Annotated in this window: 18 protein-coding genes and 1 tRNA gene; 13 read left to right on the top strand and 6 right to left on the bottom strand. The window is 63.3% G+C overall.

Going from position 1 to position 19,782, the window contains the following annotated elements; genetic code table 11:
• Nucleotides 1-32 precede the first annotated feature (32 nt).
• The 4 genes from EKH49_RS03945 to EKH49_RS03930 form a co-directional block, all read right to left on the bottom strand.
• Nucleotides 33-878 carry a phage holin family protein gene (locus tag EKH49_RS03945; RefSeq protein ID WP_128469794.1) on the bottom strand — a complete coding sequence of 282 codons (846 nt, stop codon included), beginning with the start codon at nt 876-878 and terminating at the stop codon, nt 33-35.
• A 272-nt stretch (nt 879-1,150) separates the two neighbouring features.
• Nucleotides 1,151-1,226 (bottom strand) — tRNA-Asn (locus EKH49_RS03940).
• Between the two features lie 138 nt (nt 1,227-1,364).
• Nucleotides 1,365-2,438 (bottom strand): glycosyltransferase family 4 protein, encoded by a 1,074-nt coding sequence (locus EKH49_RS03935; RefSeq protein ID WP_128469793.1) that lies wholly within the window; start codon nt 2,436-2,438, stop codon nt 1,365-1,367.
• A 42-nt stretch (nt 2,439-2,480) separates the two neighbouring features.
• Nucleotides 2,481-3,734, bottom strand: coding sequence for an MFS transporter (locus EKH49_RS03930; RefSeq protein WP_128469792.1), 1,254 nt, complete (start codon nt 3,732-3,734; stop codon nt 2,481-2,483).
• A 319-nt stretch (nt 3,735-4,053) separates the two neighbouring features.
• Here EKH49_RS03930 and EKH49_RS03925 point away from each other — a divergent pair, with 319 nt between their 5' ends.
• The 4 genes from EKH49_RS03925 (at nt 4,054) to EKH49_RS03910 (ending at nt 10,058) form a co-directional block, all read left to right on the top strand.
• The gene (locus EKH49_RS03925) at nt 4,054-5,580 is read left to right on the top strand and encodes a pyridoxal phosphate-dependent decarboxylase family protein (RefSeq protein ID WP_442903494.1); all 1,527 of its coding nucleotides are present in this window, start codon (nt 4,054-4,056) and stop codon (nt 5,578-5,580) included.
• The gene (locus tag EKH49_RS03920) at nt 5,577-6,923 is read left to right on the top strand and encodes a lysine N(6)-hydroxylase/L-ornithine N(5)-oxygenase family protein (protein ID WP_128469791.1); all 1,347 of its coding nucleotides are present in this window, start codon (nt 5,577-5,579) and stop codon (nt 6,921-6,923) included. Before EKH49_RS03925 ends, EKH49_RS03920 begins: the two co-directional genes overlap by 4 nt.
• A 10-nt stretch (nt 6,924-6,933) precedes the next feature.
• Nucleotides 6,934-9,282: a GNAT family N-acetyltransferase gene (locus EKH49_RS03915; protein WP_128469790.1), complete on the top strand. Its 2,349-nt coding sequence runs from the start codon at nt 6,934-6,936 to the stop codon at nt 9,280-9,282.
• Nucleotides 9,283-9,485: 203 nt separating this feature from the next.
• Nucleotides 9,486-10,058 (top strand): NADPH-dependent F420 reductase, encoded by a 573-nt coding sequence (locus tag EKH49_RS03910; protein ID WP_128469789.1) that lies wholly within the window; start codon nt 9,486-9,488, stop codon nt 10,056-10,058.
• A 109-nt stretch (nt 10,059-10,167) separates the two neighbouring features.
• Here EKH49_RS03910 and EKH49_RS03905 read toward each other — a convergent pair whose 3' ends face one another.
• Entirely contained in the window at nt 10,168-10,863 is a 696-nt protein-coding gene (locus tag EKH49_RS03905) for a maleylpyruvate isomerase family mycothiol-dependent enzyme (RefSeq protein WP_236641023.1), read from the bottom strand.
• Between the two features lie 161 nt (nt 10,864-11,024).
• On the opposite strand from EKH49_RS03905, the gene EKH49_RS03900 reads away from it, so the two are divergent.
• The 9 genes from EKH49_RS03900 to bioD all read left to right on the top strand — a co-directional run bounded on the left by EKH49_RS03900 (nt 11,025) and on the right by bioD (nt 19,012).
• Nucleotides 11,025-11,369, top strand: coding sequence for a PadR family transcriptional regulator (locus EKH49_RS03900; RefSeq protein ID WP_038989731.1), 345 nt, complete (start codon nt 11,025-11,027; stop codon nt 11,367-11,369).
• A gap of 2 nt (nt 11,370-11,371) precedes the next feature.
• Complete coding sequence (locus EKH49_RS03895; RefSeq protein ID WP_128469788.1) at nt 11,372-11,743, top strand: DUF1048 domain-containing protein; 372 nt, start codon at nt 11,372-11,374, stop codon at nt 11,741-11,743.
• A 1-nt stretch (nt 11,744) separates the two neighbouring features.
• Nucleotides 11,745-12,449 (top strand): ABC transporter ATP-binding protein, encoded by a 705-nt coding sequence (locus EKH49_RS03890; protein WP_128469787.1) that lies wholly within the window; start codon nt 11,745-11,747, stop codon nt 12,447-12,449.
• Nucleotides 12,446-13,213: an ABC transporter permease gene (locus EKH49_RS03885; protein ID WP_128469786.1), complete on the top strand. Its 768-nt coding sequence runs from the start codon at nt 12,446-12,448 to the stop codon at nt 13,211-13,213. Before EKH49_RS03890 ends, EKH49_RS03885 begins: the two co-directional genes overlap by 4 nt.
• 152 nt (nt 13,214-13,365) lie before the next feature.
• Entirely contained in the window at nt 13,366-14,604 is a 1,239-nt protein-coding gene (gene bioB, locus EKH49_RS03880) for a biotin synthase BioB (protein WP_128469785.1), read from the top strand.
• Complete coding sequence (gene bioA / locus EKH49_RS03875; RefSeq protein WP_128469784.1) at nt 14,601-15,962, top strand: adenosylmethionine--8-amino-7-oxononanoate transaminase; 1,362 nt, start codon at nt 14,601-14,603, stop codon at nt 15,960-15,962. The genes bioB and bioA overlap by 4 nt, the downstream gene beginning before the upstream one ends.
• Complete coding sequence (locus EKH49_RS03870) at nt 15,955-17,124, top strand: aminotransferase class I/II-fold pyridoxal phosphate-dependent enzyme (RefSeq protein ID WP_128469783.1); 1,170 nt, start codon at nt 15,955-15,957, stop codon at nt 17,122-17,124. Before bioA ends, EKH49_RS03870 begins: the two co-directional genes overlap by 8 nt.
• Complete coding sequence (locus tag EKH49_RS03865; protein ID WP_128469782.1) at nt 17,121-18,299, top strand: cytochrome P450; 1,179 nt, start codon at nt 17,121-17,123, stop codon at nt 18,297-18,299. The genes EKH49_RS03870 and EKH49_RS03865 overlap by 4 nt, the downstream gene beginning before the upstream one ends.
• A complete protein-coding gene (gene bioD / locus EKH49_RS03860) occupies nt 18,296-19,012 on the top strand; it encodes a dethiobiotin synthase (protein WP_128469781.1) in 717 nt (238 codons plus the stop codon). The genes EKH49_RS03865 and bioD overlap by 4 nt, the downstream gene beginning before the upstream one ends.
• On the opposite strand, the gene map is transcribed toward bioD, so the two are convergent.
• Complete coding sequence (gene map, locus EKH49_RS03855) at nt 19,009-19,782, bottom strand: type I methionyl aminopeptidase (RefSeq protein WP_128469780.1); 774 nt, start codon at nt 19,780-19,782, stop codon at nt 19,009-19,011. The two genes, bioD and map, sit on opposite strands and share 4 nt — an antisense overlap.

Genomic DNA, 19,782 nt, shown 5'->3' with positions numbered 1-19,782 from the left:
AAGGCCGATGCACGGCTCCGTCGGCGAAAGACCTAGGAGCGCTTGAACAATGCCCGGATAACAGCAACCAGTGCCAGCCCGGAACCTGCCATCACGATATATGGACGTGCCTGTTCAGCGCGGTGCGAGCCGGCTCTGTCAGCCTCCGATTGGTCTTCGGAAGACGAAGACGAGGAAGGGCGGACAAATCCCTTGGCCTTGGCCGCTGCCCCGGCAAACTTTTCTCCAGCACCGTGGGTGAAGGAACGCACCTTGTCGATCTTGGCCAGCGGAGCCTGCACGCTTTCGCCCAGGTTGTCACGCAGTGCCTGGATCTGGCGGCGGCGACGCTTGGTGCGAAGGACCAGCTCATCGGCGCTCGGTGCCGGCGGCTTCGGTTCCTTCTTCTTGTCTGCGGACTCATCATCCTCAGCCGTTTTCTTCTTCAACGGCTCGTCAAGAGTGCTGACATCGAAGGCGCTGCCGTCCTTGAGCACGCCAAAATCGTGGCGGAGTCCGCGAATAGCTGCTTCCGGCTTCAGCGGCAGTGCCTTCTTGACCTTTGAATATCCGACCAATCCCAAGATGGCGGCAATCAGCAAGAAGAAACCTGCAACGATCAATGCGGCGGCCCAACCTGGCAGCCAAAGAGCCAACACGTTGACCAGGGTTACTACTACGGCAATGACGAAGAGCAGCACTACGAGCAGTGCGGCGCCTGCTAGCGCCGCGGCCATGCCAATGCTGATTCCCTTGCCCTTGAGCACGGTAGTCGCAAGCTTGATCTCGTCCGAGAGCTGTTGTGGAACAAGCTCCTTGAGTCCATCAACCTGCGCCTTAGCACTCTTGACACTCGACTTAAGGCTTTCGTCAGCTTGCGTCGATTCAGCTTCAGACATGGTTTCTCCATATTCTCGATCGCTCAGCAACCGGTACAACAAACGCTAACACCCCGGTTGCCGCATACGACTCAGTCTTCAGGCGTAAAACCCACTGCTTTTTCTCATGCTGTGGGTGTAACTGGTAACGATTCGAAAGTCTATCGTCTAATCACCTGTGGTTATAGGAGATTCAGGCGTTGCCGGGTTTTCACTTCAATTTTGCGCACCGGCACCACTGTTTTCGGGTAAAGCAAAACCTCCCAGCTGCTGGTGCAACTGGGAGGTTTTCTTGGCTCCTCCAACTGGACTTGAACCAGTAACCCTTCGATTAACAGTCGAATGCTCTGCCAATTGAGCTATGGAGGAATGCAACGAGTAATACTTTAGCACTGGCCAAGTCCGGTTTTCAAATCGGCAGCTCCTCATGCGGAGCACACGTTCCCTTCCCGATTTTCCGCCATTATTCGCGCGCGACAAGGTGCTCAACCGCCACTGCGAAGCAAATTACTTTCTGTGATCTGCCGCATATCTGGCCAACTCCAGCAGCTGCTGCGCCGAATGCTCCCATGAGTAGTGGGCGGCTCGTTCCACAGCCCGCTGCGAATATTCTTTCCAGATTCCCGGCTCATCCAGGACGCGTACCTGGTCCGCGAAACCCTGCGCATCATCTGCCGACGCATACAGCGCGGCGTCTTCTGCGACTTCCCGGAAGATCGGCATGTCGGTGGCAATCACCGGAGTTCCCATGCTCATGGCTTCAACCAGTGGCAGGCCGTAGCCTTCTTCGCGCGAAAGGGTGACCAAAGCCGTGCACTCGCTGAGCAACCGTTCGTATTCCTCATCACTGACTCCCCGGTGGAATACCACAGTGGCACCTGAAGGAATGAGCTTGGTTAATTCGGCATGACGCTGTTCGCTGATCCCGCTGAGCAGATGCAGCTCATAGTCCGGCAGATGCGCCATACCCCGGATGAGCGTCTCGGCATTCTTGTATTCCATGAAGGAGCCCATATAGATCAGGGTCTTCCTTGGCTGCTTCGCCTGGTCCCGGCGTGCAAAGTTTCCCGTCGGCGCGTTGGACACCAAGCCAATATGCTTCTTGGTCAATCGATGCTTGCGCATCAGCTTGGCGGTGGTGTTGGAGACGGTAGCTACCGCGTCGGCACGATTCAGCAGCATTCTTTGCGGCCAGTAGACCTGGTGGAACAGGAACCACCCGGCACGGATCGGCAGGGGCAGGAATTTCGGCGCGTGCGGATGCGAGTAGTAGATCAAATCATGCAGGGTCAGGATCACGGGATATTTTCGCCCCACGGTCCCCATGGTTTGCATGGGCGAAAACACGACATCAGGGTTGAGCTTATTGACCTGCAAGGCCACGAACGGTTCGAACACACTGGTGGGTCCGGAAATCTTCAAATACGGGACATCTGGAAGCATACCCAGTTGCCTGGTGTCGTTGACCAGCATCGTGACGTCGGCAACTTTGCTGGCGGCTTCGATCAACCCAGCGGTGTACCGGCTGATGCCGTCGTGGTGGGTGATGCGGGTGTATCGAGCGTCGATAACGAGTTTCACGTGCGCAGTTGCCTTTAGTTCGTGGTGCTTACGCTGTCCAGCCTAACGGGTTGCCGGGCCGCGCATCGCCAGGTAGCTGATAACCGAGAGGGCCGCGGCAACAACCCAGCCAAGCAGTCCGGCGGCAATCCCCCATGCGCTGGCCACTGCGCCGCCAGCCAAACCGCCGACGGGAACCACTCCAAAGGTGAATAGCCTTCGTGCACTGAGGACTCGCCCCAGCAGGTGCTCGGGAACGATCTGCACGACCCATGAGGAGGCAGCAATGTTGAAGAGCAGCACGATGATTCCCCAGCCCAACGAGAACGTGCCCAGCAGCACCATAGACCACAGTTCCGGCGCGTAGGCTGCGGCCAGTACGCAGCCAGTCAATGCCGCCTGCAGTGAACCGGTGTAGACCAATAGCGTTGCCGGCGGAAACTTCCCAGCCAGCTTTCCTGCGACTGCTGCGCCGATCAGCCCGCCGATGCCGCCAATCGAGACGAAGATGCCGTACCCGAATTCGCCAAAGCCGAGCTCGTTGATGATGAAGATCGCCTCCACCGACGAGCCGATGGCCAACCCCAAGTTGGAGAACATCACGGCAACCGTGATCGCCAAGAGCAGCCGATGCCGGAGAAGATATCTGAGGCCGGCGAGCATGCCGCCCTGTTCGGCCGACGGCTTGAGCGTGCCACCAGGGCCTTGCGATGGGCGATGGGAATGCACGCGCAGCGCCATCAGCAAGGCCAGCAGGCCCAGTGCCGCCGAAATGCTCAGCAGCGGCGGCGCTCCCCACAGCGCGAAGCCGGTTCCCGCAAGGGCCGGGACAACCACTGTCATGGATTGGTCCGCCGCGCTCAGCGAGGCGATCAGCTTGCTAATGCCCGCTGATCGGTCCTCGGGATCATCTTCGATGAGTTGCGGGACGGCAGTGGTTTGCGACGTTTCGGAAAAGACGTTGCAGATGCCAAGCAATGCGCACAGCAGCATTCCCATCGGGATCGATAGCGCGTCTGCGGATGACAGCACCGCCAAGCACCCCAGCAGGAACAGCTTGGCGCCGAGACCGATGCGCAGCACACGGAACGCGGAATACTTGTCGACCATATGGCCCGCGGGAATGCTTGCGAGCACGAAGGCCAGGGAACCAAGCGCATTGAGCATGCCCATTTGCATGGCGGTTGCCCCAAGGGTGCCAACGAACAACAGGTCAATCGTGATATCCGACAGCGAGCGTCCTGCCGCGTCCGTCGCATTCGACCCGAGGAGCAGACGCTGGGAACGCTCGGCTTTCCCTGGGCTTACCGTGGTCACTTGCCCTCCCTTGCTCCAACTGTTTGATCATACATACTTGCGCTGAAAACACAATCAAACGATTAGCGATACTTCTTGAACGCTACAAGTCGAGTCGATTACTCCGCTTCGCTATTGAAAGAGCTAATTATTGAAACATCAACATACAGGTCAGAGGGCAACTTACCACAACCACGTGCCACTGACGCGAAAATTGAGAAATTTTTCCCTGGGAGTATCCATCGAATTACTCGGCTTGCATTAACTAATTGAAGTGTGTTGTTAATAGATTCTTGTTAGGTGAGCCTGACCAACTATTGATTGTCTCTATCTGAGGAGCATGCTCTTGGGTGCCTCACTGCCTACCCTGCAAATGCCTGATCTGCCGCTGCCGATCTACGACGATGCGCTGCTCTGCGCAGACACCGTCCACGACTACGAAAACGAATCACGTGATGCCATCTCACGTGTGGCCAACCGATTGGCATCGGTCAACGCGCCGACAACCGGACCGACCCCGCAGCAGCTGAAAGCACGCATCGACCTGGTTGATCTGCATCGCCCCTTGGGTTCGACCCAGGACTCGTTCACCGAGTTGAACGAGTTGTACTTCAACGACGCGGTCTACTTCCACGACCCGAAGTATGCTGCGCACTTGAACTGCCCCGTCGTGATCCCTGCAGTCGCCGCCGAAAACTTCGTCACGAGCATCAACACCTCGATGGACACTTTCGACCAGAGCGCCGGAGCCACACTGATCGAACGCAAGCTCATCGAGTTCACCGCCGAGCTGATCGGCTTCGAGGCCGGGCAGGCCGATGGAATCTTCACCTCTGGCGGAACGCAATCCAACCTCCAAGCCATGCTGATCGCGCGGAACACCGCGACCGCGAAGCTGCGCGGAACTTTGCCTGAACGGCTGGCCAACCTGCGGATCTACTGCTCGGAGGACGCGCATTTCTCGATTCGCAACGCCGCGATGCTCCTGGGCCTGGGCTACGACGCAGCCGTGTCCATCCCTACCGACGCCCAGCACCGCATGGATGTACAGGCCTTGCGCGTGCAACTTGACGCGGATCGCGCCGCCGGTCTGGTGCCCATGGCCATCTCCGCCACCAGCGGGAATACCGACTTTGGGGCCATCGATCCGCTGCCCCAGTTGCGTGCCATCGCCACGGAAGTCGGTGCTTGGTTCCACGTCGACGCCGCGTACGGTTGCGGTCTGCTCGTCTCCAGTTCCCACCGCCACCGGCTGGATGGAATTGAACAAGCCGACTCGGTCACCGTCGACTACCACAAATCGTTCTTCCAGCCCATCGGTTCAAGCGCCTTGGTGGTCCGCTCTGCGGCTTCCATGGAATCCATCGCCCACTATGCCGAGTATCTGAACCCGCGTGCGGAGGCCGACGCCACCCCTAACCAGGTGGCGAAGTCGTTGCAGACCACTCGGCGCTTCGATGCGCTGAAGCTGTGGGTCACCTTGCGCTCCTTGGGGGCTCAACGCCTGGGCGACATGTTCGACCAGGTCATTGCGTTGGCCGAGGACGCGCAGCAGGAAGTGGCCATGCGCGCCCAGTTGCATATGGCAGCCGATGTGCAGCTGAGCACGCTGGTCTTCTCCTTTGAAGATCCGCAGCACCCTTTGGACCTGGCCGAGCACAATGCACTGGCCAACCAGATCCGCCAGCGCCTCTATTCCAGCGGCGAGGCAATGATCGCCGCCACCACGGTCAAGGGCAAGCGGCTGCTGAAACTCACGCTGCTGAATCCGAATACGACCCTGGCCGATATCAGCGAGATCCTCGACGCCATCTGCCGCGTTGGTTCCGGCATCCTGGCCGAACGCACCCTTGGAGAGAAGAAATGATTCAACCTGCCGAACACTTTGATGCCATCGCCATTGGAGCTGGCCCCTTCAACCTGGGCTTTGCCGCCTTGACCGATGGCTTGGACGATCTGGAAGTCGCCGTGCTGGAAGCCGGAGAGGAGTTCGTCTGGCACCCCGGGATGATGCTTCCCGGAACCCACCTCCAGGTTCCCTTCATGGCGGATCTGGTGACCATGGCGGACCCGACCAGCAAGCATTCATTCTTGAACTACCTCAAGGAAAAACAGCGGCTTTACCCGTTCTACATCCGCGAAGACTTCTATGCCTTGCGCGAGGAGTATTCCAACTATCTGGCGTGGGCGGCGGAAAATATCCGCAGCGTTCGTTTCGGGCACCGGGTGCTCGAAGCCGACTACCGCGATGGGACCTACCAGCTGTCGGTGCTCACCGCCGCGGGACTGACCCGCTTCACCGCAGACAAATTGGTGCTCGGCACCGGAACCCAGCCTTATCTGCCGCCTGTCATCACGCCGGAAGCGCAAGCCAGCGGCAAGGTGCTGCACTCCAGCGACTACGCGTTCCACCGCGAACGGATCCTTTCGCCCCGGGCCCCAGGTTCAGCTCCGCAGGTAGCAGCTGTGCTGGGCAGCGGCCAGAGTGCCGCAGAAATCTTCCTGGATCTTCTGCGCAGCTTGCCAGCCGAGGACCATCTGGTGTGGGCAACCCGTTCGGAGCGCTATTTCCCGCTGGAATACACCAAGCTCACCTTGGAAATGACTTCTCCGGAGTACATCGACCACTTCCACTCCCTGCCCATGGACCAGCGGGATGTGCTTTCAGCTGAGCAAAAGGGGCTCTACAAGGGCATCAATGCGGATCTGATCAATGAAATCCATGAAGAGCTCTACCAGCGGAGTGTCAATGGAGCCGCGAATGTGCACCTGCGCACCGGTTGCGCTGCCACGAGCGTCGACGCGGACTCGGATTACCTGGCCATCCGCCTGCGCCATGAACGCACGGGAGAAGACCTGGAATTCCTTGCCGACAACCTGGTCATGGCAACCGGCTACCGTGCCAGCACGCCGGACTTCCTGGAAGGCATCAGCCAACGCATCGACTACCTTCCCGATGGGCGATTCAATGTAGACCGCGAGTATTCCATCGGGCTGGACCAGGACATCTTCGTGCAGAACGCCGAATTGCACACCCACGGCTTCACCGCCCCGGACCTCGGCATGGGCGCCTACCGCAATTCGGTCATCATCAACCGCCTGGCTGGACGCGAGGTCTACCCGGTCGAGCAACGGATCGCCTTCCAGAAATTCGGCGCCGCTGAACTCACCGGCCTGCCAACTTCCGCCAACGCCAGCGCACGAGCCTAAGGATTTCCCGATGACCAGCTACACCTTCCGCCCCGTTTCACTGCCCGACGATTCGGCGCTGCTTCATTCGTGGATTGCCACCGAGCACGCCTCGTTCTGGGGCATGCCCAACGCCACCGAAAAGGAGCTCGAAGCGGAATACCGCACCTTGCTCGCTACCGCCGGATACGAAGTGCTCCTCGGCATCGACGCATCAGGAGACGAGAAATTCCTCGTCGAGCTCTACGACCCAGCCGCATCCCCACTGGCCGACGCGTACAACTATGTACGTGGCGACCGCGGATTGCATTTCCTGGCGCCGGCGGCGGCAAACCCCCAGCCCGGGTTCACGCTGGAGGCACTGGCCGCAGCCATGGTCCAGGCGTTCGCCCTGCCTGGAACTGAACGAATCATCGTGGAGCCAGATGTGCGCAACAAAGCCATCCATGCGCTGAATGCCCGCGTCGGCTTCCGCCCGGTACGGCCAGTGGAGCTTTCCGAGGCAGACGGCTCGATCAAGCAGGCTCTGCTGTCCATTTGCACCCGCCAGGATTTCGAGAGCGCAACCGGCCGACGTCTGGAATCCTCGTTCCTCTCCCCCGTGCGTTGGGATATCGCCAATCGCCATGTTCTGGCCAAGGCCTTGGGCGAATTTTCGCATGAGCGCCTGCTGGAACCTGCCGAGCATGGAGAGAAGCGCTATTCAGTCCAGAAGGACGCGCACCGCTACAGCTTCAGCGCCCAGCGCTACCAGCTGAACCACTGGATGGTTTCCCCGCAGTCCGTGGAACACCACGTTTTCGTTGACGGCAGCTGGCAGCCGGCAGACGCGGATGCCATCGAATTCATCACGCTCTTCGCCGAGGAACTCACGCTCTCCCCAGCGCAGCTTCCCACCTATCTGGAGGAGCTCTCCTCCACGCTGAGCAGCCACTGCTACAAGCAGGTCCATGCCACCCATGATTCGGCGCAGCTGGCCGAATTCAATGGCAGCGCCGCACAGTCCTTCCAGCTCATCGAATCCTCGATGACCGAGGGGCACCCGTGCTTCGTCGCCAACAATGGACGCATGGGCATCGGACGCACCGACTACCTCAAGTACGCCCCCGAAACCGGTGCCGCCCTGCACCTTGGCTGGGCGGCAGCCCACAAGTCCAGGGCGCAGTTCGATGCCATCGATTCGCTGGATTACGAAGGCCTGCTGGCCACCGAGCTGGAACCGGCCGAACGCCAGCGCCTGGATGCGGCCTTGGAGGCCGCCTTATTCGGTACCGGCTATGCACCCGAAGACTACCTGTTCATCCCGGTTCACCCCTGGCAGTGGGAGAACCGCCTGTCGATCACATTCGCCAACGACATTGCCCGCAAGCAATTGATCTGGCTGGGCAGCGGCGCCGACGAATACCAGGCGCAGCAGTCGATCCGCACCTTCTTCAACCTGTCCACCCCGCACCGCCACTACGTCAAGACGGCAATGTCGATCTTGAACATGGGCTTCATGCGCGGCTTGAGTGCCGAGTACATGAAGGTGACTCCGGCGATCAACCAGTGGCTGGGCGAGCTGTTTGCAAAGGATCCGGTGCTCTCGACCCAGCCGGTCGCCCTGCTGCGGGAAATCGCGGCCGTCGGCTACCGCAACCCGCAGTTCGAAGCGGCCACGGCCAAGAGCGATCCGCAGCGCAAGATGCTTGCCGCGCTGTGGCGCGAGTCCCCGATCAGCTTGCTCGGCCCGGAAGAGAAGTTGGCCACGATGGCCAGCTTGCTGCACGTCGATGCATCCGGCCGATCCTTTGCCGGCGCCCTTATTCGCCGCAGCGGACTGGCTCCGGCCGAGTGGCTGAGCCGCTATCTGGATGCCTACCTGATTCCGCTGGTGCATTGCCTGGCAGCCTATGATCTGGTGTTCATGCCGCATGGCGAGAACGTGATCATGGTGCTGGAAAACGGTGTCGTGAAGAAGGTGCTGCTCAAGGATTTGGGCGAAGAGATTGCGGTGCTGTCGGATCGGGTGGAACTGCCGGAGGAGATCCGCCGGGTGCGTACCGGAGGAGACCCGGTCTTGTCGGTCTTCACGGATGTCTTCGATTCGTTCTTCCGCTTCCTCGCCCCGCTGCTGGATGCCGAAGGCCTGCTGTCGGAAGCTGGATTCTGGAAGACCGTGGTGGATCGGCTGCTTGATTACCGTGGGCAGCACCCGCAGTTCGCTGGCCGCTTCGACGAGCTGGGGCTCTTTGCACAGAGTTTCCCGCTCTCCTGCCTGAACCGCTTGCAGTTGCGCAACAACCAGCAGATGCTCGACTTGGCCGACCAGTCCGGAGGACTGCTCTACGCGGGAGATCTGGAGAACCCGCTGGCCGCCGTGGCCGCCCCGGTATCCTGACCGATTACTCTCCCCAGTGCCGCCGCGCCCAGATCAGGCGCGGCGGCACTGTCGTTCAATGGCCTAGTCAACGCTCCAATCCACAATTCAAGAAGCAGTACGGCGGCTATTGGTGAAATTTTCTTTGAAAAATTACTTGATGCTTCAATCAATTGCTCCTAGTATTTAGTTAAAGCTTCAACCAACATTTCCAAGGAGTCATCATGGTCAACGTCAGCATCATCGGCAAGGGCAACATGGGCCAGGCCCTCTCGTCGGTCTTCACCAAGGCAGGGGCAACCATCCAGCTGCTCGGCTCGGGCGATTCGGCCACCGCCGCCTACGGCGACATCATTGTTCTCGCCGTCCCGTACCCGGCCATCGAAGGCATCATCGCCGAACGCGGCGAACAGCTGGAGGGCAAGATCATCGTGGACATCACCAACCCGCTGAACTTCGAAACCTTCGATTCGCTGACCGTCCCGGCAGACAGCTCGGCCACCGCAGAAATCAGCAAGGCGCTGCCTAACTCGCGCGTGATCAAGGCCTTCAACACCAACTTCGCTTCCACCATCGCCGAAGGCAAGGTCGGCACCACCCCGACCACCGTGCTGATCGCCGGAGATGACGAGGATGCCAAGTCCCAGCTGGCCTACCTGGTAACCGCCGGCGGCCTGCGCGCCATCGACGCCGGCGCCACCAAGCGCGCCCGCGAGCTGGAAGGCATCGGCTCCATGCAGATCTCCCTGGCTGCCGGCGAGAAGATCGCTTGGACCGGAGGCTTCGGGGTCAACTAATCCCGCCAACCCCTCATGCGCACCATGCCCCGGCGGTGGACAATGTCCACCGCCGGGGCATTGCCGTTCACAAGGCTGCCCGCACTCCCCACCACTGGCTGCCAGTTGCCTATGTCCGCGCTTGCGCTGCGATCCTGCGGTCGAGTTCTTCAACCCCTGCGCCTTCAAGCCGCGGGAGCACCTGTTTCCTGCCGGCCATGGCGAGGAGAAGATCCAGCAATCCGCCGCGAACCTCGGGCCCCTCCCCGCTGCTGAAATCATCATCGGCTGCCGATATCCGCAACCCCTTGACCAGGGTGCTGCTGTTGACCGCGAAATCCCTGGAGGCGAAGAATTCTGCCACAACGCGCAGCGCCTGGGGATCCGGGAACAGCGGCGCATCCAGCGCCTTGGCGATATCTTGCCCATGCACCACCACTTCGCCCAACAAACCGGTCACCGAGTTCAGCGGGGCAATGCTTTTGGCCGCGGAACGGTTGAAGTTCTCCAGTGTTTCCCGGGGACTGGCCCCAAGCTGCTTGCGCAGCAGCCGTTCATTGTGCCGGCCGGTATTGAATCCGGAGCGGGCCATGCTCGCCAGCCAATGGACGGTGGTGGTGGATCCGGCAGCCGCCAGATGCGCTGCCACGTCACGCACCTGCCAGTTCTCGCACAGCGACGGGGCAGTCCACTGCTCAGGGGCCAAGCCGCCCAGCATTTCCGCCAGCTTTGCACGCTCGGCATCAACCAGCTCCCAGTGCCATGTCGCATCTTTCATGGTGGCTCTTCCCATCGGGTCCAGTTCCGGATCAGCTTCAAGGAGCATACCGGATTGGGCGCCTCGTTACCTTGCCACTGGCCATCCCCACTTCCCTGGATCCCCGAAGAAAGTCCCTGAAATCCTTCGGTACTAAGTGATGCTAAATACCGCTACCTAGTTCTACTATCTAGTTGTACTCAATGACGCTAAGTAGAGAGGTGCGCAGCATGGCCTCGCAGATGACCGAGATGCTCAAGGGCACCTTGGAGGGGATCGTCTTGGCGATCCTGGCTGAACGCCCGGCCTACGGATACGAGATCACCACGGAACTGCGCGAACGCGGCTTCACCGATCTGGCCGAGGGGACCATCTACGCACTGCTGGTGCGCATCGAGCAAAAGGGCCTGGTTTCGGTGGAGAAAGTCCCCTCCGAAAAAGGACCTCCACGCAAGGTCTTCACCCTCAACCCCCGAGGCAGGCAGCAGCTCGACGATTTCTGGAGCACCTGGAACCTGCTCGTTTCCCGCATCGACAGCCTCCCCCACCCAACCACTCCGAAAAAAGGGCACTGATCATGGTCGCCAAATGGATTGAAACCTTCACTGGATCGCTGGAACAGAAAAAGCAGTACAAGCATGGCCTGGCGCGCCTCAAGGCGCTGCCGCAGCCCTATGCGAAGGCCGCTGCGGGATTGCAGCGCTACCTGATGAACCAGAGCGGAATTACCGACGCCGAGACAATGATCTCGATGTACTCGGATTTGGCAGACCTCTTCGAAGGGGCGGCCACCAACGGCACCTCGCTGCGCGAACTGCTGGGCGAAGATGCGGCAGAGTTCGCCGACGACTTCGCCCAGGCCTACGGCGGCAAGCGCTGGACCGACAAGGAGCGCGCCCGTCTGGCACAGGCCATTTCCGAAGCGGAAAACGAGACGAAGGAGCAATGACATGAACACCGCACTGGCCCCCGAACCGGCCATCGAGGTCATCGGCTTGGCCAAGTCGTTCAAGAAGCTGCCCGTGCTGCGCTCACTGGACTTCGCCGTGCAGCCTGGCAGCATCTTCGCCTTGCTCGGCTCCAATGGCGCCGGCAAGACGACACTCGTGCGGATCCTGGGCCTGACCGGCCAGTTCGCCGCCGTGGATGAGGTCTTGACCGGACGCGAGAACCTGCTGCTGGTCGCCCGGCTGCTGCGGCTGCCCGATCCGCCAGCGATCGCCAGCGGACTGCTGGAGCGATTCAGCCTCTCGGACGCGGCCGACCGCCCCGCCGGCACCTACTCCGGCGGGATGCGCCGGCGCCTGGATATCGCCATGGGCCTGGCCGGCGACCCGCCAGTGCTCCTGCTCGACGAGCCGACCACGGGACTGGATCCCCAATCTCGCCGGGAGGCCTGGCGGCTGATCCGCGGCTTGGCCGAGTCCGGAACCACAATCCTGCTCACCACGCAGTATTTGGATGAAGCGGAACACCTGGCCGATCACATCGCCATCCTCCACGAGGGCACCATCATCCAGCAGGGCACGCTGGCCGAGCTGCAGGCCCAGCTGCCGCCGGCCACCACCGAGCTGGTCACCAAGCGGCCGAGCCTCGAGGAGATCTTCCTGGAACTGACCGGCAGCAACCAGCGAACCGAAGGGAGCCAGCCATGAGCATCGCAGCACTGCGTGAAACCCGGATCCTCACGGGCCGCTCGATGCGCCACGTGATGCGCAGCCCCGACACGATCATCACCACCGCAATCACCCCGGTAGCCATGATGTTGCTGTTCACCTATGTCTTCGGCGGTGCCCTCGGCACTGGCGCCCCCGGTCCGTACATCAACTACTTGCTGCCGGGCATCCTGGTCATCACCATCGCCTCCGGGGTCGCATACACCTCCTACCGGCTGTTCCTGGATCTGCGCGATGGGCTGGTGCAGCGCCTGTGCGCCATGCCGATCTCCCGTTCCAGCGTGCTCTGGAGCCATGTGGCCACCTCGCTGGCGGCCAATTTGCTCTCGCTGGCGCTGGTGCTGGGGGTGGCCGTGGCCATGGGCTTCCGCTCCTCGGCCTCCGTTGCCTCGTGGATCGCGGTGCTTGGGCTGCTGTGCCTGGTGACCCTGTGCCTGACCTGGATCGCCGTGCTGGCCGGATTGAGCGCGAAATCGGTGGATGGTGCCAGCGCCTTCAGCTACCCGCTGATCTTCCTGCCCTTCATTTCCTCGGCGTTCGTTCCCACCGCGGCCATGCCCGGCCCGGTGGCCTGGTTCGCGCAGCACCAGCCGATCACGGCGATAGCCGATTCCCTGCGCGCCTTGCTATCGCAGGACCCCGTGGGCTCCGAGCTGTGGGCAGCACTGGCGTGGCTGGCGGGCATCACGCTCCTGGCTTGGGCGCTGGCCGCGCGGATCTACCGGGGCAAGACCACCAGCTGAGCAGCAGATGCCGCATGCGGAGCAGTACAAGCCCCTAACTTGAACATTGTTCAAGTTAGGGGCTTTTCGTGCTACATTGAGGCCAGTAATTGAACACCGTTCAGGACTGGCTGATTCTTGGCAGGCAGTCACCCAACCACGCTAAGGACCCCATGAGCATCTCCACGCATCGCATCGGCACCGCAGATTTCACTGAGCTGGCCGTCCGCATCGCCGACGGCCACCAGCTCACCGAGGCAGAAGCCCTCGGCCTGCTGGCAACGCCGGACGGCGACACGACGCGGCTGGTCAACGCGGCCGGGTTGCTGCGGCGCAAGCATTTCGGCAACACGGTGAAGGTCAACTACCTGGTCAATCTGAAGTCCGGCCTGTGCCCCGAGGACTGCACGTATTGCTCGCAGCGTTTGGGCTCCAAAGCGGAAATCCTGAAGTACACCTGGCTCAAACCCGAAGAAGCGGTGCACCAGGCCGGCCTGGGCATCGCCGGCGGCGCCTCGCGGGTCTGCATGGTGGCCTCCGGCAAGGGGCCCACGGACCGCGATGTCGACCGGGTTGCCACGATGATCGGCGCGCTGAAGGAAGACCATCCCGAGGTCGAGGTCTGCGCCTGCCTGGGCATCCTGAAGCAGGGGCAGGCCCAGCGGCTCAAGGAGGCCGGTGCCGATGCCTACAACCACAATCTGAATACTGCCGAATCCCTCTACCCGGAAATCTGCAGCACGCACAGCTTTGACGAGCGCGTCTCCACCGTCCAGCAGTCCCAGGCCGCCGGCCTCTCCCCCTGCTCGGGGCTCATCGTCGGAATGGGCGAAACCCCAGAGCAGCTCGTCGAGGCGATCTTCGCACTGCGCGCGCTGGATGCCGATTCCATCCCGGTGAACTTCCTGATGCCATTCGATGGCACCCCGCTGGAAGGGACCTGGAACCTGACCCCGCTGGCCTGCCTGCGGATCCTGGCCGTGGTGCGCATGGCCTGCCCGGACAAGGAATTGCGGATGGCCGGCGGTCGCGAGATGCACCTGCGCTCCCTGCAGGCCACCGCGCTGGAAGTGGCCAATTCGCTGTTCCTCGGCGACTACCTGACCAGCGAAGGCCAGGATGCGAAAGCCGACCTGGCAATGATTGCCGACGCCGGGTTCGTGGTGCTCGGGCAACAGGGCAAGGACCCGATGCAGCTGGCCGCGGAACTGAGCGAAGCCGCCGGCCATGCTGCCCGCCAGCCATCGGATGCCGGCAATGCCGGATCCTCGGGCTGCGCAGGTTCCTGCTGCTCCGCTGCTGATTCTTCGCCCTGCGGCAGTTCTGCCCCCGGTTGCGGCAGCGGCAACGGAAGCGCCGAACCGGTGCTACGCCGCCGCGGCGCCGGAACCGCGCAGAGCCCTAACGCATGATCGCCACCGGAACGACGCTGCTGGAGCGGGATGCCGGGCTGCTCTGGCACCCCTATGCTTCCCTGGATGCCGGCGCGCACTATGCGGTGCGCGAGGCGCACGGCGCCCAGCTGGTCCTGGAAGACGCCGCAGGAAACCGGCGGGAGGTCATCGACGGGATGTCCTCATGGTGGTCGACGGTGCACGGCTATCGCCACCCGGCTCTGGATGCCGCGGCCCGCGGCCAGCTGGAGCGCTTCAGCCACGTGATGTTCGGCGGCCTGACACACCAGCCGGCCATCGAACTGGCCGAACGCCTGGTCGCGCTGGCCCCGGAGAGCTTGCGCCACGTGTTCCTGGCCGACTCCGGGTCGATCAGCGTCGAAGTCGCGCTGAAGCTCGCCCTGCAATACCAGGAGGCCAAGGGCCGCACCGGACGCCACCGCTTTGCCGCGTTGCGCGGCGGCTACCACGGGGACACCTTCGCCACCATGGGCATCTGCGATCCGGTGGACGGAATGCATGCCGCGTTCGCCCCGCGCTCCTCCGGCGAGCTGTTCCTGCCCAAGCCTCCGGCGGCGCGCCGCGACGCCGCAGGCGGCTGGGAATATTCAGCCGCCGAATTGGCGCAATGGGAACAGGAAACGCACGAGCTGATCGCGGCCCACGCCACCACGCTGGCCGGGATCGTCTTCGAGCCGGTGCTGCAGGGAGCCGGCGGGATGCACATCTATCCCCCTGCGGTGCTGCGCACCCTGCGCGAGCTGGCAGACCGCCACGGACTGGTGCTGATCGCCGACGAAATCGCCACCGGCTTCGGTCGCACCGGGCAGCTGTTCGCGGTGCAGCATGCCGGCATCGAACCGGACATCATGTGCGTGGGCAAGGCGCTGACCGGCGGGTATCTGACCCTGGCGGCGATGCTGTGCTCTTCGCGGATCGCTTCTGCCCTGTCCGGCAGCGGGGGCTCGGCGGGCGCGGCATTGCTGCACGGCCCGACGTTCATGGGCAACCCGCTGGCCTGCGCGGTGGCTTGCGCTTCGCTGGATCTGCTCGCCGGGGAACCGGGCACCGCACCCGGCCGCGCTCCGTGGCGGCAGCAGCTCGCCACCTTGGAATCCGGGTTGCGCACCCACCTGGCACCGGCCGCTGATCTGGCCTCGGTCCAGGAGGTGCGGGTGCTGGGCGGGGTGGGAGCCATCGCGCTCGCCTCCCCGGTGAAGGTGGCCGCGGTGACCGAAGCTGCCGTCCAGCGCGGGGTCTGGGTCCGTCCCTTCCGGAACCTGGTCTACGTGATGCCGCCGTATATCAGCACCCCCGAACAGCTCGCGGTCCTGGGCTGCGGCGTGGTGGGCGCCGTGGAGCAGGTCCATGGCTGAGCCGGGTTGGGACTCCTGGCTGGCCACGCGCGCCACGGTGCGCCAGCGGCGGGGGCTGCAACGCAAGGACTCGTCCGCGGCGGGGCTCTTCGACTTGTCTTCCAACGACTATCTGGGGCTGTCCGGACACCGCGATATCCGGCAGGCCGCCGCTCAGGCCGCCCTGGATTACGGCGCGGGAGCTTCGGCCAGCCGGGTGGCCGCCGGAACCCTGCCGGTGCATCGCGAGCTGGAAGCCGGACTCTGCGACTACGCCCAGCGCCAAGCCGCCTTGGTGTTCTCCAGCGGCTACACCGCCAACCTCGGGGTGCTCGCCGCCCTCGGCGGTCCGGGGAGCCTGTTCATCCTCGACGCGCATGCCCACGCCAGCCTGATCGACGGCGCCCGGCTTTCAGGTGCCGAGGTCGCCACCGCAGCGCATAACGACCTGGCTGATTTCACCCGCCTGCTGGAAGCCAACCGCAGCGCCCAGCGCCCCAAGCCCCGCGTGCTGCTGGTGGTCGAATCCGTCTATTCGGTATTCGGCGACGCCGCGCCGCTGCCTCAGCTGGCGGCCCTGTGCGCCAAGTTCGACGCTTTGCTGCTGGTTGACGAAGCGCATTCGCTGGCCGCCACCGGCCAAGGCTCCGCAGTGCTGGCCGCCGGACTGGCCGGCCACGGACGGGTAGTGTCCACGGCGACCTTGTCCAAGGCCCTGGGGTCGCAGGGCGGCGCGGTGCTCATGGGCGGGCCTGGCGCGGCGGCACTGCGCGATCATCTGGTCAACACTGCCCGCACCTTCATCTTCGATACCGCGCTATCCCCTGCCGCGGCAGCCGGAGCACTGGCAGCCCTGCGCTTGGCCGGGCCACAACGCCGTGGCGCACTGGCGGAGAACGCCCTGCTGATCCGCGACCAGCTGCAAGCCCACCCGGCCCTGGCCGGCCGCGTGGAAGCCGGAGCCGGAGCCGTGCTCTCGGTGAAGATGCCCAGTGCCGGCGCCGCAGCACGGGCCGCAGTCGCGCTGGCCGTCCAGGGCATCTCGGTAGCCTGCTTCCGCCCGCCCAGCGTGCCCGATGGCATCTCCCGCATCCGGCTCACCGCCCATGCCCACCACCGGCACACGGAATTATCTGCAGCTATCCACGCGGTAGCCCGCGCCATCATCCAGGAGGATTCATGAACTGCCCTTTCGCCGCGACGGCGAGCGCCTTGGATCTGGCACCGCTCGCCGGGCCGCTGTCCGAGGCCTACCCGGACGTTGTCAACGCGCGCTACCGGAGCATCGAGGATCCGGACACCGTCCGCGCCATCCTGGCGCGGCCCGATGAGTTCTCGCCGGCCAATGCCCTGTCCACTGCGGTGGAGCCGGAACCTGCGGCGCTGCGGGTCCTTGCCCGGGCGCGCTTCGCGCTTCCCGAGGTGCTGGCCAGCGCTTCGGGCCCAGCGCATCTGGAAGTGCGCAGGATTGTCGCTGGATTCTTCAGCCCCGCCAAGGTCCGTGCCCAGCGCGAGCCGATCCTCGACCGGGTGCGCGGGATCTGCGCGGACCTCGAACCCAGGCTGCGCAACGGGGAATCGGCGGATCTGGCCACCGAATTGGCAGCCGTGATCCCGGTGGAAGCAATGGCCCGGCTCACCGGGGTGCCGGTGCCCGACCTGGGGACGCTCAAGGCCTGGAGCCGGGACTCGCTGGAGCTGTTCTGGGGTTGGCCCGATGCGCAGCGGCAGCTGGTGCTTGCCCGCAGCGCGGCAGAATACTTCGGCTGGCTGGATGCATCGGTGCACCAAGCAGTGCAACGCGACGATGGGAATCTCTACGCCGCATTGCACCGGGCCGGGGTATCCGAACCCCAGATCCGCTCGCTGGCTTATTTCCTGGGCATCGCCGGACAGGAAACCACTTCGATGCTCATCCAGACCGCGTTGCATGCGGCGTTGCACGAACATCGCTGGGAAGCCCTGGCCCAGGCGGGCACGGAAGAGGCCGCGGCCCAGGGGCTGGTGCGCGAGGTGCTGGCCCGGGCCTCCTCGGTGCCGACCTGGCGGCGCATTGCCCTCAAGGACACACGGATCGGGGACCTGGAATTCGCCACCGGGGAGCAGCTGGTGCTGCGCTTGGCCGGTGGCGAGCTCGGCGCCGCCGGCGATGATTCACTGGCTTTCGGCTACGGGATCCACCGGTGCCTGGGCGCTTCCCTGGCCAGGATGGAAACCGAGCTGGTGCTTTCCGAAACCGCACGCTGCCTGCCGCTGGCCGTCGCCGATGGGCCGCCCGTGCCCTTCGGCCATCTGCTGTCATTCCAGGCACCACCCGCAGTGCCCATCACCTACCCTGCAGAGAGGATGCTGGAATGATCCATGCAATGACCGGAACCGATACCGAGGTCGGAAAGACCGTAGCCACCGCGGTGCTGGCCGCCCGCTCACTGTCCCACGGGCACAGCGTCGCCATCTACAAGCCGACGCAGACCGGTCTGGGTAAGTCAGAACCCGGGGACGCCCAGGATGTGGCACGCTGGCTGGGCAATCCCGGCCAGCTCTCGGCCTTCGAAGGGGTGCGCCTGCGCCACCCGATGGCACCGGTGGATGCAGCGCTGTGCGCTGGGCTGGATCCGGATGCTGTGCTGCCCACCTTGGCCCACCACGTGCAGCAGGTCGGCGAGCTCACTGCCACGCATGATGTGGTGATCATCGAAGGGGCCGGCGGATTGCTCGTGGAACTGACAGCGGCCGGGGAAACCATCGCCGATCTGGCGCAGGCCGTGGCGGCCAGCCTCGTCGTGGCCGCCCGCCCGGATCTGGGAACGCTGAACCATACGGCATTGACCCTGGAGGCCTGCAGTACCCGCGGTTTCACCCGGGGCACGCTGCTGCTGGGCGGCTATCCGGAACACCCCGAGCCGCTGCATCAACGAAATCTGGCGAATCTGCGGAACATGGCCGCCGGCCACGGCTGGGATTTTGCCGGGGCGCTGCCAGCTGGCCTAGTCCGCGATCCTAGCCGGTGCCGCTCCGCCCTGCATGAAGCGGCCGCGACACTGGCCTGGCCTTACCCTGGACCCTGCTAGTTCTTTGGCAGGGTGAGGATCTCGGCTCCGGTATCCGTGATCGCGATGGTGTGCTCGGTATGCGCGGTGCGGCAGCCGGTGGAGCTGCGCAGAGTCCACCCATCCTTATCAGTGACCAGCTTGCTGGTGTCTTCCATGATCCAGGGTTCAAGCGCGAGCAGCAGGCCCGGGCGCAGCGTGTAGCCCCGGCCTGCACGGCCGTCATTGGACACGTGCGGGTCCTGGTGCATCGTGCTGCCGATGCCGTGGCCGCCGAATTCCAGGTTCACCGGATAACCTTCGGCGGTGAGCACCGAGCCAATGGCGAAGGAAATATCGCCAATCTTGGCTCCCGGGACCGCAGCTGCGATACCTGCGGCCAAGGCGCGCTGGGTTACCTCGATCATCTTGAGATCTTCTGCCCGCTGCTTCTCTCCCACAATGAAGCTGATGGCCGCGTCCGAAGCGATGCCGCGCAGCTTCACCGCCAAATCCAAGGTCAGCAGGTCGCCATCGGCGAGCGCATAGTCGTAAGGTAAGCCATGCAGCACCGCGTCGTTGACACCGGTGCAGATGTAGTGGCCGAAGGGACCATTGCCGAAGGCGGGGGCGTAATCGACATAGCAGGATTCCGCGTCGGCTTCCTCGATCATTTCCTTGGTCCAGGCATCGATTTCCAGGAGGTTGGTGCCGACCTTGACCCGGTTCTTGAGCGTTTGCAGGATGGTGCCAACAAGGCGTCCGGTGTCCCGGGCGCGGTCCAGTTCGCTGGGGGTGAGTATCTCAATCAT

This window comes from Glutamicibacter sp. HZAU (assembly GCF_004100365.1).
GTDB lineage: Bacteria > Actinomycetota > Actinomycetes > Actinomycetales > Micrococcaceae > Glutamicibacter > Glutamicibacter nicotianae.
The sequence above is the reverse complement of the archived record's forward strand: the minus strand, read 5'-3'. Positions and strand labels throughout refer to the sequence as shown.